This is a genomic window from Janibacter sp. A1S7 (genome assembly GCF_037198315.1).
Taxonomy (GTDB): domain Bacteria; phylum Actinomycetota; class Actinomycetes; order Actinomycetales; family Dermatophilaceae; genus Janibacter; species Janibacter alittae.
The window spans coordinates 1,400,364-1,414,687 of record NZ_CP144913.1; the positions used below are offsets into that span (position 1 = coordinate 1,400,364).

Below are 14,324 nucleotides of genomic sequence, written 5' to 3' on the forward strand. Positions count from 1 at the left end.
CGTTGCAGGCGCGAGCGGCGCGGACCAGAGTCGCGTCACGAGCACTGGGGGTGGATTTAAGTTTAGGTTTCAACTATGATGGGCGGTATGGCACAGGGAACGTATGTCGAGAAGGAATTCACCCGGGACACGAGTTACATCGAGGACCGGATCACCTCCGACGGGACGGGGGAGTGGCCCGTCGAGGTGGGGCGCTACCGACTCGTCGTCTCCCGCGCCTGTCCCTGGGCCAATCGCGCGATCATCGTGCGTCGTCTCCTCGGCCTCGAGGACGCCATCTCGATGGGGGTCACCGGCCCGACCCACGACGCCGACAGCTGGACCTTCGACCTCGACCCCGGCCACCTCGACCCGGTCCTGGGCATCCCGCGGATCAAGGACGCCTACCTCGCTCGCTTCCCCGACTACCCGAAGGGGATCACCGTCCCGGCGATCGTCGATGTCCCGTCCGGACAGCTCGTGACCAACAACTTCCCGCAGATCACGTTCGACCTCTCCACGCAGTGGCGTGAGCACCACCGCGAGGGCGCCCCGGACCTGTGGCCCGCGGACCTGCGCGATGAGATGGAGGTCGTCAACAAGCGCGTCTACACCGAGATCAACAACGGCGTGTACCGCTGCGGCTTCTCCGGCGACCAGGCGGCGTACGAGACGGCCTACGACCGGCTGTGGACCGCGATGGACTGGCTCGAGGAGCGGCTGTCCACCCGTCGCTATCTCATGGGTGAGCACATCACCGAGGCCGACGTGCGGCTCTTCACCACGCTCGCGCGCTTCGACGCCGTCTACCACGGGCACTTCAAGGCCAACCGCTCCAAGCTGAGCGAGATGCCGGTGCTGTGGGCCTACGCCCGCGACCTGTTCACCACGCCCGGGTTCGGCGACACCACCGACTTCACCCACATCAAGAGCCACTACTACGAGGTCCACCGGGACATCAACCCCACGGGCATCGTCCCTGCCGGCCCGGACTATTCGAACTGGCTGGAGCCGCACGGTCGCGAGGCCCTGGGCGGGTCTCCCTTCGCCCCCGGTGCGACCCCGCCCGGCCCGCCGAGCGAGGAAGAGCGCGTGTCGGTGGCGCACAACCCGCTGCTCGACGAGACGGGCATGGTCCGCTCGGCCTGAGCAACGCGCGGGTACGGCGACGCACCGGCGACCCCGGTACGGCCCGAGGCCCGCAGTCCCGGGGTTGCGGCCAGATCCTCGGGTCGACCGTGTCGTCGTACCCGAGAGTCACCCACCGGTCAGGCGTCCAGCCGCTCGCGCACCGTCCCGGCGCCGTCGCCGGTCACCCGGTCCACGTAGGCGGGCCGGCCGGACAGCACCATGGCCAGCGCCTCGGCCGAACCGGTGACCACAGCCCCGTCGCCATGCGCCCAGTCCACGTCGGAGGCCACCCACCGCAGGCCGTCAAGCAGTCCCGGCACGGGGATGAAGGACTGCCGACCCCGTGGCGAGACGATGATCTCGAGCGCGGTGTGCCAGTCCTCGACCGGCGCGGTCACGTCCATACGCTGCGGTTCGGCGAGGTCTCGCAGGTGGATGCACGCGTCGGTGAATGGCCCGGCGTGGCCGATGTACCAGGGTTTCGAGCCGTCCGCGGCGCGCTCACGGATCTCCGCGGCGATCGCCGCCAGCGGTCGATCACCGAGTCGAGCGGCGTACACATCGCAGGCGCGGGCCATCGAGCGCATCCGCGCCGCGGTGAGGAGGAAACGCCACGACGGTACGTGGACCGGCTGCAGCAGGTGACCGGCGAGGGTGCGCACGTCCCACCCTTCGCACAGCGTCGCATCGCCGGCGTGCTGCTCACCGAGCCGGTCGAGGGTGTCGGCGAAGCGGCTGCGGTTGGCGGCGGTCCGGGCGATCAGCTGGGCGTCATCCACCCGTACCAGCGTGCCACCGCCCGTGCTCTGCATGAGTTTCCCCGGCTGTGCAGGAGTAGGAAACTCGGGCGAAGCAGGGGATTATCGGGTGACCCGAGAAACCAGGGACGGGTGAGGCGCCCCCGAGGCGACAGGCCCCTCAGTCGGTGGATCGTTCCCCCGGCAGGGCGAGCATCCGGTCCAGCGCTGTCCTGGCCTGCTCGGCGACGGTCTCGTCGACGACGATCGGATTGACCACGCGACCCTCCACGAGCGACTCGAGCGCCCAGACGAGGTGTGGCAAGTCGATCCGGTTCATCGTCGAGCAGTAGCAGACGTTCTTCTCGAGGAAGCTGATCTGCTGCTCCGGGTGCTCCTTCGCCAGGCGCTGCACGAGGTTGAGCTCGGTACCGACGACCCACTTCGTACCCGCGGGGGCGGAGGAGACGGCCCTGATGATCTTCTCCGTCGAGCCGACCTCGTCGGCGAGCGCGACGACCTCGTTGCGGCACTCCGGGTGCACGATCACGCGGACGCCGGGGATCTCCCGTCGCGCCGTCTCGACGGCCTCGGGGGTGAAGCGTCCGTGGACCGAGCAGTGGCCTCGCCACAGGATCATCCGCGCGTCGCGGATCTCCTCGAGCGTCAGGCCACCCATCGGCAGGTGCGGGTTCCACACGACGCAGTCCTCGAGGTCGCGTCCGAGGTCGCGCGCCCACGTGTTGCGGCCCAGGTGCTGGTCGGGCAGGAAGAGGACCTTGCCCTCGCCCTCGACTCCACCCACCTGGTCGAAGGCCCAGGTGAGGGCGCGCTCGGCGTTGGAGCTGGTGCACACGGTGCCGCCGTTGCGGCCGGTGAAGGCCTTGATGGCCGCGGAGGAGTTCATGTACGTCACCGGGATCGTCGACTCCGCGACCCCGGCCTCGACGAGGTCGTCCCAGCAGTCCTCGACCTGGTGCAGGGCGGCCATGTCCGCCATGGAGCAGCCCGCTGCCAGGTCCGGCAGCACGACCGTCTGCTCGTCGCTGGTGAGGACGTCGGCGGACTCGGCCATGAAGTGCACGCCGCAGAAGACGATGTACGGCGCGTCCGGTCGGGCCGCGGCCTCCTTGGCCAGCTTGAAGGAGTCGCCGGTGGTGTCCGTGAACTCGATGACCTCGTCGCGCTGGTAGTGGTGTCCGAGCACGAAGACGCGGTCGCCCAGTGCCTCCTTCGCGGCACGTGCACGCGCGACCAGGCCGGGGTCGGAGGGCTCCGGCAGGTCTCCCGGGCACTCGACACCTCGCTCCGAGTGCGGGTCGCTGTCCTGACCGAGGACGAGCAGCGACAGGGGGGCCGGGCTGGTCTGGGTCGTCTGGCTCACGGCAGGCATGCTGCCACACCCTCCACGGCGTCCTCGGTAGAGTCCATGCGTGCACGTGCTCATCGCGCCGGACCGCTTCACCGGCACCCTCACAGCGACCCAGGCGGCGGAGGCGATCGCGGCCGGGTGGCGCCGCAAGGCACCCGATGACCTGCTGACCCTCGTCCCGCTCAGCGACGGCGGCCCCGGATTCATCGATGTCCTCACCGCGTCGCGCCCCGGCGACTCCTCGGTCGTCACCGTGACCGGCCCCCGCGGTGGAGCCGTCCCGGCGGCCGTGCACGTCACCACGGACGAAGGGGGGCGACGCACCGCGTGGGTGGAGTCGGCCCAGGCGATCGGCCTGCATCTGCTCGATGCATCCGCACGCGACCCCGGAGTGACCTCCACGTGGGGCCTGGGCGAGTTGCTGTCGGCGGCACTTGAGCAGGACGTGGAGCGGATCGTCGTCGGCCTCGGTGGGTCGGGGACCAACGACGCCGGTGCCGGCATGCTCGCCGCCGTGGGCGCAGGACCGCGTGAGGTCCTCGGTGGTGGGGGCGCCGGCCTGATCGCCGCCAGGGAGGGTGACCTGGCCGGACTGGCGGCCACCCGGGCGCGCTTTGCCGGGGTGGAGCTGGTCGCTGCGACGGACGTCGCCTCGCCGCTGCTGGGGCTGAAGGGTGCCAGCGCCGTCTTCTCCGAGCAGAAGGGCGCCACGCCCGAGCAGTCCCAGCTCCTCGAAGGAGCCCTGGGGCACTTCGCGGACCAGGTCCGTCGGGTCATGCCCGCGGGGGCGGACCTGCTCACGGGCCAGGAGCGTCGACTCGACCGGGAGCCGGGCGCCGGTGCCGCTGGTGGCGTGGGCTACGGGCTGATGCTCCTGGGTGCCCGGCGCACGAGCGGGGTCGAGACCGTCCTCGACGCGGTGGGGCTGGGCCCGCTCCTGGCGGCCGCCGACGTCGTCATCACCGGCGAGGGCTGTTTGGACCACGAGAGCATGCAGGGCAAGGTGGTCGCCGGGGTCGCTGAGCTCGCCGCGACGCATGCGACGCCAACGGTGGCGCTGTGCGGCCGGGTACTCATCGGCCGGCGTGAGGCCATGTCGCTCGGTCTCAGCGGGAGCTACGCCGTGGCCGACCGGTACGAGGACGTCGAGCGCTCGATCGCCGACCCGGTCGGCACCCTCACCGACCGCGCGGCGCGGGTCGCGACGACATGGTCACCCCGCCATTGACACCACCACAACTGGCGTAGGGTGAGCGCATGGGAACAACCGGCGTCACCGTCGCGTTCGACCCGATGTGGCGGGACTCCGCCACTGCCACACCCCCGAGCCACGAGGACATCGCATGAGCGTCCAGGACACTTCTTCCGACGTTGCCACCGACAGCCACGAGGTCATCCTCACCGATGTCGCTGCGGGCAAGGTCAAGTCGCTGCTCGAGCAGGAGGGGCGGGACGACCTCCGACTGCGCATCGGCGTCCAGCCCGGCGGCTGCTCCGGGCTGATCTACCAGCTCTACTTCGACGAGCGTTCCCTCGACGGTGACCTCGTCAAGGACTTCGACGGTGTCGCCGTCGTCGTCGACCGGATGAGTGCCCCCTACCTCTCGGGCGCCACGATCGACTTCGCCGACACGATCGAGAAGCAGGGCTTCACCATCGACAACCCCAACGCGGGCAGCTCCTGTGCCTGCGGCGACAGCTTCGGCTGAGCCGAGCCGGCAGCCTGACGGGCCTCCTCACCACACCCGGTGAGGAGGCCCTCCGCACTCCCGGGGCGCGTCTGTAGGGTTGCGGGCGTGCCCATCGCCATCGCCGGATCCATCGCCACCGACCACCTGATGTCCTTCTCGGGTCGCTTCGCCGACTCACTGGTCGCCGACCAGCTGGACAAGATCTCCGTGAGCTTTCTGGCCCACAAGCTGGACATCCGGCGCGGGGGAGTCGCGGCCAACATCTGCTTCGGTATGGGCAATCTCGGTCAGCGACCGGTGCTCGTCGGCGCCGTCGGCCGGGACTTCGCCGACTACCGCAGCTGGCTGGAGCGCCACGGTGTCGACTGCGACTCGGTCAGGACCTCCGAGGTCCAGCACACCGCGCGCTTCGTGTGCACGACCGACGACGACATGGCCCAGATCGCGACCTTCTACGCCGGCGCGATGAGCGAGGCACGCGAGATCGAGCTCGCCCCGATCGCGGAGCGCGTCGGCGGCCTCGACCTGGTCCTCGTCGGCCCGGACGACCCGGACGCCATGCGCCGGCACACCCAGGAGTGCCGCGACAGGGGCATTCCCTTCGTGGCAGACCCGAGCCAGCAGCTGGCCTTCGGTGACGGTGACCTGGTCCGTGATCTCGTCGACGGCGCCGAGTACCTCGTCACCAACGAGTACGAGAGCCACCTGACCGCACAGCGCACGGGCTGGACCCAGGACGAGATCGACTCCCGGGTCGGCTACCGCGTGACCACCCTCGGCAAGGACGGGGTGCGCATCACCGGCCGGGACCTCGACGAGCCCATCCACGTCTCGGCCGCCCGCGAGGTCACCAAGGCCGATCCCACCGGGGTCGGCGACGCCTTCCGCGCCGGCTTCCTCACCGGCATCGCCGAGGGACTGCCCCTGCGTGAGTCGGCGGAGCTGGGCTCGATGCTCGCCACGTACGTCATCGAGACGGTGGGCACCCAGGAGTACGAGGTGGGCACGACCCGCTTCGTGGAGCGACTCACCGAGGCCTACGGTGCCGAGAGCGCCGGGCTGATCGCCGGCCACATCCGCTGCCGACGTCCCTGAGGGAGCCACACCCGGGATGACCGCCCCCTTCCCCCCGATCGAGCCCCGCGGCGGATCCGCCCTGTGGGCGAACTACCTGCGTGCCGGGATCGGGGCCGCGGATGCCCACCCGGGCAGCGCCGGCGAGGTCGTGGGCGTCGGGGGGCGACTCGACCCGCTGTCGGTGCTCACCGCCTACCGTCTGGGTGTCTTCCCGATGGGTCTGGGCGAAGGGGGTGGCCCCCCGATGGGGTGGTGGTCCCCCCGGTGGCGCGGTGTCCTCCTGCCCGGAAGGGCGCACGTCTCCCGGTCCCTGCGGCGGTCGCTGCGCAGGTTCACCGTGACGGTGGACCAGTCCTTCCGCGAGGTGGTCGCCGCCTGCGCCGACCCCGGCCGGGAGGGGGCGTGGATCAGTGCTGCGGTGGCCGAGGCCTACGCCGAGCTGCACGACCTCGGCTGGGCCCACAGTGTCGAGGTGCGCGAGGCCGGGGGCGCGCTCGTCGGTGGTCTCTACGGTCTGGGCGTGGGCGGCCTCTTCGCGGGGGAGTCGATGTTCCACCACGCGACGGATGCCTCCAAGGTCGCTCTGGTCCACCTGGACCGGATCATCGCTGCCGACGGTGACGAGCGCCGGATCATCGACGTGCAGTGGCGCACCCCGCACCTGGGCACGCTGGGGATCGAGGAGGTGCACCGCCGTGAGTACCTGACCAGGCTGTCAGCGGCGCTGGAGGCCCCGTCGATCGATTTCGGCCGGGCCGCGCCCGGGGAGCCGCCCCGGACCTAGAGATCGGTGATCCCCAGGCGCCCGCGGGCCTCGCGCACGACCCCCGGAAGAACTGTGCACAGCCGCTCGACGTCGTCCGCGCGGCCGGGGGAGACGGCCCCCAGGGGAAGGACGATGCGCACGTTGCCCTGGGTGAGGGCGCCCATCGCCGCGAGCACGTGGCTGGGTTCCACCGTGTCGGACGTGCACGCGGACCCCGAGCCGACGGCCAGGCCGTGCCGGGCCAGCTCGTCGACGATGGTCTCGCCGTCGACGTAGAGCACGGAGAAGGTGCACACGTGCGGCAACCGATCCCTGGGATTGCCGACGACATCCACCGCCGCCACTGCACCTGCTGCGGTCCGGATCCTGTCGACCAGCTCGCCCGCCTGACGGGACTCCTCCGCCCGGTCGGCAGCGACCTGCCGCCATGACTCCGCCGCCGCCAGCGCAGTGGGGACGTCCACCGGATCCAGGGCGAAGCCGGCCTCGTGGGGGCTCGGTGGATCCTGGGGCGAGAAGCGGATTCCGGTGCGCACGACGAGCACACCCAGCCGGGGCCCGCCCCACGAGGCCGCATCCGCCACCAGGACGTCGAAGTCGCTCGGCACCGCGTCCCGGCCCACGGAGGCCCGGGCATCGACGAGGAGCGGGACGCCCGCCGCCGACGTGACCGACCGGGCCTCGGCGAGGGGTTGACGGGTCCCGACCTCCTGGTTGGCGGCCTGCAGGACGGCGAAGGGGGTCTCCGCCGTGACCGCGACACGCCAAGCCGTCAGGTCGAGCGCCCCTGTGGGGGTGACGGCCACCTCGACGGGGCCCACCGTGCCCGACCGCATCCACCGCACCAGGCCGGAGTGCTCCACGGAGGAGGCCACGGGAGGTCCGCTGCGGCGTCGCCGCCCTCTGGCCAGCCCCTGGAGTGCAGTGCGGGCCGCCTGGTCACCACTGGCGTGCAGCGTGACCTCGTCCGGTCGCACGCCCAGACCCTCCGCGATGACGGCGCGGGCGGTGTCGAGCAGGGCTCGGCTCCGACGGCCCGCCGCGTGTCGCGCGGTGGGGTCCGCCCACGCCAGGTCGCGAGCAGCACGCCACGTCTCGAGTGCGGTCGGGTGAAGGGGCCCGGGGGAGGCGTCAAGGAGCCCCGAGACCCCCTCTGCGGGAGTGGTTCCGCGAGTGTTCGGTGGGGTCGAATCGGTCTGTGGCGCCACGCATGCAGGCTAGTGCCACCCTTCGTCGATGTGGCCATCCTCCTGCGGTAATGTGAGCACCGTCTTCTGAAAACTTCGGCCAGTAGTAGGTGCCCCTTGCCTGTGTCTTCGAGCACAACGTCCCCGCGCGTGCGTCGCGGGATCGGTGCGATCGGACTCGTCGCCGCCCTGTCGGTCGTCTCGGCGTGTAGTGCGGTCGGCGTCCACACCGACCCCAAGAACGGGTACCTGCCCGAGGGGGTCACCGAGGAGTCCGTGCTCGTCGAGAACCTCTGGATCTGGTCGTGGGTCGCGGCCCTCGCCGTGGGTGTGCTCGTCTGGGGCCTGATGCTGTGGTGCATCGTGGCCTACCGCAAGCGCAAGGACGACGACGGTTCGTTGCCGGTGCAGCTGCAGTACAACGTGCCGCTGGAGATCCTCTACACCGTCGTGCCGATGTTCATGGTGGGTGCGCTCTTCTTCTACACCGAGCAGGCGCAGTCGCAGCTGATCGACGTCTCCCAGGAGCCCGACGTCACGGTCAACGTCGTGGGCAAGCAGTGGAGCTGGGACTTCAACTACGTCGAGGCGGACGTCCACGAGGCCGGGCACATGGCCCCGCTGGACGGCGAGGCGGGCCACGAGAAGAACCTGCCGACCCTGTACCTCCCGAAGGGCGAGCGGGTCGAGTTCATCCTCACCTCGCGTGACGTCATCCACTCCTTCTGGGTCCCGGCGTTCCTCGAGAAGATGGATGTCAACCCCGGCATCGTCAACCGCTTCCAGGTGGTCCCGTCGCAGACGGGGACCTTCCAGGGCAAGTGCGCGGAGCTGTGCGGGGCCTACCACGCGCAGATGCTCTTCAACGTCAAGATCGTCGAGCCGGCCGAGTACGAGGCGCACATGCAGGAGCTGCGGGACAAGGGCCAGACCGGCCTCCTGGGCAATGACCTCAACCGTGAGGACATCAACCAGCGGGATCGTGACCTCGTGCCCGATCTCACCGATGACGAGGAGACGAACTGATGTCGACGATCTCCGGTGCACTGAGCCGGAACACGAGTGAGGCAGAGGTCTCCGAGAAGACCCTCGCCCGCCGTGAGAGGGCCGGAAGCCAGTTCTTCCGCATGATCACCTCGACCGACCACAAGGTCATCGGCAACCTCTACATGGTGACCAGCTTCGTGTGGTTCCTGCTCGGCGGACTGATGGCGCTGGTCATCCGGCTCGAGCTGTGGGCACCCGGGCTGCAGGTGGTGGACAACCCCGAGCAGTTCAACGAGATGTTCACGATGCACGGCACGATCATGCTGCTGCTGTTCGCGACCCCGGCCTTCGCCGGCTTCGCCAACGCGTTGATGCCGTTGCAGATCGGGGCGCCGGACGTCTCCTTCCCCCGGCTGAACATGTTCGCCTACTGGCTCTACCTCTTCGGCGGCATCATCGCCGCAGCCGGACTGATCACCCCCGGTGGTGCGGCGGCCTTCGGCTGGACCGCCTACGCGCCGCTGTCCGACCCGACCTACAGCCCCGGCGTCGGTGGCGACCTGTGGGTCTGGGGTCTGGCCCTGGCCGGATTCGGCACCATCCTCGGTGCGGTCAACTTCATCACCACGATCATCACCATGCGGGCACCCGGCATGACGATGTTCCGCATGCCGGTCTTCACCTGGACCGTGCTGATCACCTCGGTGCTGATCCTGATGGCCTTCCCGGTCCTGGCCTCGGCCCTCATCGGCCTCGGAGTGGACCGCCGCTTCGGTGGGCAGATCTTTGCCGCCGACAGCGGGGGCGCGCTGCTGTGGCAGCACCTCTTCTGGTTCTTCGGCCACCCGGAGGTCTACATCCTCGCCCTGCCGTTCTTCGGCGTGATCTCCGAGATCCTCCCCGTCTTCTCCCGCAAGCCGATCTTCGGGTACAAGACGCTCGTCTTCGCCACGATCGCCATCGCGGCCCTGTCGGTCTCCGTCTGGGCCCACCACATGTACGGCACCGGTCAGGTCTTCCTGCCCTTCTTCGCGGTCATGACGATGGCGATCTCCGTCCCGACAGGCGTGAAGTTCTTCAACTGGATCGGCACGATGTGGGGCGGCAAGCTCTCCTTCGACACACCGTTGATCTGGGCTTTGGGCTTCCTGTCGACCTTCCTCTTCGGTGGTCTGACCGGCATCATCATGGCCAGCCCGGCGATGGACTTCCACATCACCGACACGTACTTCATCGTCGCCCACTTCCACTACGTGCTCTTCGGCACGATCGTCTTCTCCTTCTTCGGAGGGATGTACTTCTGGTGGCCGAAGTGGACCGGCAAGATGCTGGGCGAGTTCCTGGGCAAGGTCCACTTCTGGTTGCTGTTCGTCGGCTTCCACATGACCTTCCTGATCCAGCACTGGCTGGGGGTGGAGGGCATGCCGCGCCGGTACGCGGACTACATGCCCGAGGACAACTTCCAGCTGGCGAACCAGGTCTCCACGGTCGGCTCGCTGATCCTGGCGGTCAGCTTCCTGCCCTTCTTCTACAACGTGTGGAAGACCCAGGTGAGCGCACCGCTGGTCGAGGTCGACGACCCGTGGGGCTACGGCGGAAGCCTCGAGTGGGCGACCTCCTGCCCGCCGCCGCGGCACAACTTCACGTCGATCCCGCCGATCCGCTCCGAGCGCCCGACCTTCGACATGAACCACCCCGAGTACGCACCCAAGGCGCTGCGGGCACGCTCCACCGCCGCCACCAAGGAAGAGGTCACCCGATGAAGACCGAAATCGGATTCTTTGCCGGCATCGGCGTCTTCTTCGTCGCAGTCGGGGTGCTCTACGGCTTCTGGAGCGGCTGGGTCGAGCCGGTGGGCTGGGTCGCGTTGAACCTCTGCGGCGGCCTCGGCTTCATGATCGCCTTCTTCCTCTGGGCAGTCGGCCGGAAGCTACCCGCTCGTCCCGAGGACAACGAGCACGGCGAGATCGAGGAGCAGGCAGGTGCCTACGGCGCCTTCTCGCCGTACTCCTGGTGGCCGCTGTGGCTGGCCCTGGCCGGCAGCTTGGTCTTCCTCGGCGTCGCGGTGGCGTACTGGATCGCTGCGATGGGGATGATCATGGGGGTGTGGGCCGTGTGCGGCTGGACCTTCGAGTACTTCAAGGGAGACTTTGCCCACTGAGCGGGGCGTACACTCGCGGAGGGGTCCTGCGAATGCCGAACAGGTCCGGGGCCCTTCCGACGTCTTGCCAGGGTGCGTCATCGCTGCAGTGCGGCATGGCGCACCAGTGTTTCCACGGGGGTACGTGAATTGGTGAAGGGAACGACACCCGCAGCCACGGTCGTGGGCCTGCTCGTGACGGCCGCACTCGTCCTGACCGGCTGCTCCAGCGGCTCGGGCTCGCCGGACCCGAACGCCTCCTCGGGGGCATCCACATCCACGTCCACGACACCTCCCCCGGCCGAGATCGAGGTCGATCCGGCCGGTGGCTCCGGCGACGTCATGCCCGACGAGAAGATCACGGTGCACGTCGTACGAGGGGACCTCGACGACGTCACCGTCGTCGGGTCCGGAGGGGACGAGATCGAGGGGACGGTCCAGGGACAGACGTGGACCTCCGGTTCCCGGATGAAGCCCTCGACCGAGTACACGGTCACGACCACCGCAGAGGGTCCCGAGGGCGGCGCCACGACCGACAAGACCACGTTCACCACACACGACCCGGATGTGACCGCCACCTACGGGATCGTCTACAACGGGCACACCGTCGGCGTCGGGATGCCGGTGAGCATCCAGTTCGACTCCGCCGTCACCGACGAGAAGTACCGTCGAGCCATCGAGCAGGCCGTCTCGGTCGAGACCAGTCCGAGAACCGAGGGGTCGTGGGGTTGGTTGGACAACCGGCAGCTGATGTGGCGACCCAAGGACTTCTGGACGCCGGGCACGAGCGTGACGATCAATGCCCCGATCACCGGCTACCAGACCGGTGAGGACAAGTGGGTGGCCGAGGACGCCAGTGGCTCGATGACGATCGGACGCCGCCAGATGGCCACCGTCGACATCGCCACGCACGAGATGACCGTCTCCCGGGGCGGCCAGACGATCAAGAGCTTCCCCGTCAGCAGTGGCAAGCCGGGCAAGGAGACCGAGACCCGGTCGGGGATGAAGGTCGTCATCGGCAAGCAGCGCGAGATGACGATGGACTCCTCGACGATCGGGATCGACAAGGGCGAGAAGGGCTACTACAAGGTCGATACCGACTACAACGTGCGGGTGACCTGGACCGGGGAGTTCGTCCACTCCGCGCCCTGGTCCGTGGGTGCCCAGGGCAGTACCAACGTCTCACACGGATGCGTGAACATGGCCCCCCAGAACGCCAAGTGGTTCTACAAGCACTCGCTGGCCGGCGACCCGGTCAACTTCACGGGCTCGGACCGCGAGTTCAAGCCCACCGAGGGGATCGGGGTCTGGCAGTTCTCGTGGGCGCAGTGGCAGCAGCAGAGCGCTCTTGCCTGACTCGCTTGACTCCCGGTCGGCGTGTCGTCCGAGCGAAGGGATGTCGCCTGCCCTTGGCGCCCAGTCCGCACTGGTGACCCTTCATCACACCCAGGTGCACGGTGCGGACTGGGGCCCGAGTCGGGCCGACAACATCCTTCGCCCTCTCACCTCGTCGCCCACATGGGCCGAGTGCATCCCCTTCGGCCGATCTCGAGCGGCACCTCGGGTACCTCCCCCGGGTCAGGCCCAGCCGAGGTCGTGGAGGCGCTGCTCGTCGATGCCGACGTGGTGACCTGCCTCGTGGACGATCGTGATGGTGATCTCCTCACGCAGCTCATCGATGTCGGCGCACATGCGTGACAGGGGGCCTCGGAAGAGCACGATCCTGTCCGGGAGGGCGCCCGCGGCCCAGCCGCCGTCGCGGTCGGTCAGGGGTGTTCCGACGTAGATCCCCAGGAGCTCGGCGTTCTCCTCGGTGGAGAAGGCCGGATCGGCGTACTCGGGACCGGGTTCGTCCTCGACGAAGAACGCCACGTTGTCGAGCATGTCGAGCAACTCGGACGGGACCTCGTCGAGGGCCGCACGAACCGCCGACTCGAAGTCCTCTTCACTGATCTGCATCGTCAGGACACCTCCGGCTGACACGTATGGGTGCGGGACCCCCTGCGCACCCCGGCACGATGGAGGTGGAAGAGGGCGATCCCCAGAACCAGCAGTGCCAGGCTCGTCGCGGCCAGACGCCCGAGCGATGATGCGGCAACCGGGGCGATGACGCTCGCCAGCACGGCATTGAGGATGAGCATGGCGAAGGTGGAGACCGAGGCGGCCGTCCCGCGCGCGTGGGGGACCGCGTCCAGCAGGGTCAGCTGGTAGACCGGCAGGGCGATACCGGTCCCGAAGGCGATGGCCGTCGGGCCCACCACCGCCCACGGCAGCGTGGCCGCACCCGGACCGAAGGCAAAGAACATGCCGGCCACGGCACCGGTGATGGCAACGCACTGCCCACCCGTGATGAGCACATGACCGCTGATTCGTCCGGCAAGCCGGGCATTGGTGAAGGATCCGAGCACCATGCCCCCGACCATCGGGACGAAGAAGACCCAGAAGTCCTGCGGGCCCTTGCCCAGCAGCGAGACCACGAAGATGGGCGCTGCTGCGATGTAGAGGAACTGCCCCGCGAAGGAGAAGGCCTGGGCGGCGGCGAGCACCTGGAAGCTGCGCACGCGGCTGACGTCGACGACGCTGGAGAGGATGGAACGAACCCGCAGGGGAGTGCGGTTCTCGGGCGGGTGGCTCTCGGGCAGAAGGGCGAGCACCGCGATCGCGATGACGGCACCGAAGAGGGTGAGGAACCAGAAGATCAGCGGCCACGGACCGAGGAGCAACAACCAGCCGCCCATGATCGGGGCGATCGCCGGGCCGAGGGCGAAGATCATGGCGACCACGCTCATCAGCTGCTGGGCCCGCGCTCCCTCGAACAGGTCCCGGACCACGGTGCGGGAGACGATCGTCCCCGCACCGGCGGACATGCCCTGCAGGACCCGGAAGACCAGGAGTACCTCCAGTGAGGTCGAGAGGGCGCATCCGATCGACGCGAGTGCGTAGATCGCGGCGCCGATGACCATCACCGGTTTGCGCCCCACCGCGTCGCTGATCGGACCGTGGAAGAGGCACATGGCGGCGAACGAGGCCAAGTAGGCGCTCACGACCAGCTGCATCGCCGCGTCGGACACCCCGAACTGCTCACCCATGGCCGCGAACGCGGGAAAGGGGGTGTCGATGGAGAAGGGGCCGAACATGCCAAGGAGCGCCAGGAGGACCGTCGTCACGGCCAGGGAGGCAGGACGAACCGTCCCAGCCGGGCGTCGGGAAGCGGAAGGAGACGTCATTCTCGGACATCCTCGCACCGTCGCGCCTGA

The 14,324-nt window shown here is 69.0% G+C and carries 14 protein-coding genes; 9 read left to right on the forward strand and 5 right to left on the reverse strand.

All coding sequences use genetic code 11. The features are described from left to right. Window positions 1-87: 87 nt before the first annotated feature. Window positions 88-1,128 (forward strand): glutathione S-transferase family protein, encoded by a 1,041-nt coding sequence (locus tag V1351_RS06685; RefSeq protein WP_338751943.1) that lies wholly within the window; start codon window positions 88-90, stop codon window positions 1,126-1,128. A 119-nt stretch (window positions 1,129-1,247) separates the two neighbouring features. On the opposite strand, the gene V1351_RS06690 is transcribed toward V1351_RS06685, so the two are convergent. Next, window positions 1,248-1,889: a maleylpyruvate isomerase family mycothiol-dependent enzyme gene (locus tag V1351_RS06690; protein WP_338751945.1), complete on the reverse strand. Its 642-nt coding sequence runs from the start codon at window positions 1,887-1,889 to the stop codon at window positions 1,248-1,250. A gap of 139 nt (window positions 1,890-2,028) precedes the next feature. Next, window positions 2,029-3,240, reverse strand: coding sequence for a quinolinate synthase NadA (gene nadA, locus V1351_RS06695; protein WP_338751946.1), 1,212 nt, complete (start codon window positions 3,238-3,240; stop codon window positions 2,029-2,031). Window positions 3,241-3,280: 40 nt separating this feature from the next. On the opposite strand from nadA, the gene V1351_RS06700 reads away from it, so the two are divergent. The 4 genes from V1351_RS06700 to aat all read left to right on the forward strand — a co-directional run bounded on the left by V1351_RS06700 (window position 3,281) and on the right by aat (window position 6,771). Continuing rightward, the gene (locus V1351_RS06700) at window positions 3,281-4,447 is read left to right on the forward strand and encodes a glycerate kinase (RefSeq protein ID WP_338751947.1); all 1,167 of its coding nucleotides are present in this window, start codon (window positions 3,281-3,283) and stop codon (window positions 4,445-4,447) included. Between the two features lie 115 nt (window positions 4,448-4,562). After that, entirely contained in the window at window positions 4,563-4,928 is a 366-nt protein-coding gene (locus tag V1351_RS06705; protein ID WP_338751948.1) for a HesB/IscA family protein, read from the forward strand. 87 nt (window positions 4,929-5,015) lie between these two features. Beyond that, on the forward strand, window positions 5,016-6,005 hold the full coding sequence (locus V1351_RS06710; RefSeq protein WP_338751949.1) for a carbohydrate kinase family protein: 990 nt from the start codon (window positions 5,016-5,018) through the stop codon (window positions 6,003-6,005). A gap of 16 nt (window positions 6,006-6,021) precedes the next feature. Next, the gene (aat, locus tag V1351_RS06715; protein ID WP_338751951.1) at window positions 6,022-6,771 is read left to right on the forward strand and encodes a leucyl/phenylalanyl-tRNA--protein transferase; all 750 of its coding nucleotides are present in this window, start codon (window positions 6,022-6,024) and stop codon (window positions 6,769-6,771) included. On the opposite strand, the gene V1351_RS06720 is transcribed toward aat, so the two are convergent. Further along, a complete protein-coding gene (locus V1351_RS06720) occupies window positions 6,768-7,961 on the reverse strand; it encodes a cysteine desulfurase family protein (protein ID WP_338751953.1) in 1,194 nt (397 codons plus the stop codon). The two genes, aat and V1351_RS06720, sit on opposite strands and share 4 nt — an antisense overlap. A gap of 129 nt (window positions 7,962-8,090) precedes the next feature. Between V1351_RS06720 and coxB the strand changes: the two genes are divergently transcribed. The 4 genes from coxB (at window position 8,091) to V1351_RS06740 (ending at window position 12,423) form a co-directional block, all read left to right on the forward strand. Beyond that, entirely contained in the window at window positions 8,091-8,966 is an 876-nt protein-coding gene (gene coxB / locus V1351_RS06725) for a cytochrome c oxidase subunit II (RefSeq protein ID WP_338751955.1), read from the forward strand. Beyond that, the gene (ctaD, locus tag V1351_RS06730) at window positions 8,966-10,690 is read left to right on the forward strand and encodes a cytochrome c oxidase subunit I (RefSeq protein ID WP_338751957.1); all 1,725 of its coding nucleotides are present in this window, start codon (window positions 8,966-8,968) and stop codon (window positions 10,688-10,690) included. Before coxB ends, ctaD begins: the two co-directional genes overlap by 1 nt. Further along, complete coding sequence (locus V1351_RS06735) at window positions 10,687-11,088, forward strand: cytochrome c oxidase subunit 4 (RefSeq protein ID WP_338751958.1); 402 nt, start codon at window positions 10,687-10,689, stop codon at window positions 11,086-11,088. Before ctaD ends, V1351_RS06735 begins: the two co-directional genes overlap by 4 nt. A 132-nt stretch (window positions 11,089-11,220) precedes the next feature. Next, window positions 11,221-12,423, forward strand: coding sequence for a L,D-transpeptidase (locus tag V1351_RS06740; RefSeq protein WP_338751959.1), 1,203 nt, complete (start codon window positions 11,221-11,223; stop codon window positions 12,421-12,423). 222 nt (window positions 12,424-12,645) lie between these two features. Here the strand turns inward: V1351_RS06740 and V1351_RS06745 are convergent, their stop codons facing one another. Both V1351_RS06745 and V1351_RS06750 read right to left on the reverse strand, forming a co-directional pair. Further along, window positions 12,646-13,026, reverse strand: coding sequence for a metallopeptidase family protein (locus tag V1351_RS06745; RefSeq protein ID WP_338751960.1), 381 nt, complete (start codon window positions 13,024-13,026; stop codon window positions 12,646-12,648). A 2-nt stretch (window positions 13,027-13,028) separates the two neighbouring features. Further along, a complete protein-coding gene (locus V1351_RS06750) occupies window positions 13,029-14,234 on the reverse strand; it encodes a multidrug effflux MFS transporter (protein ID WP_338751961.1) in 1,206 nt (401 codons plus the stop codon). Window positions 14,235-14,324 lie beyond the last annotated feature (90 nt).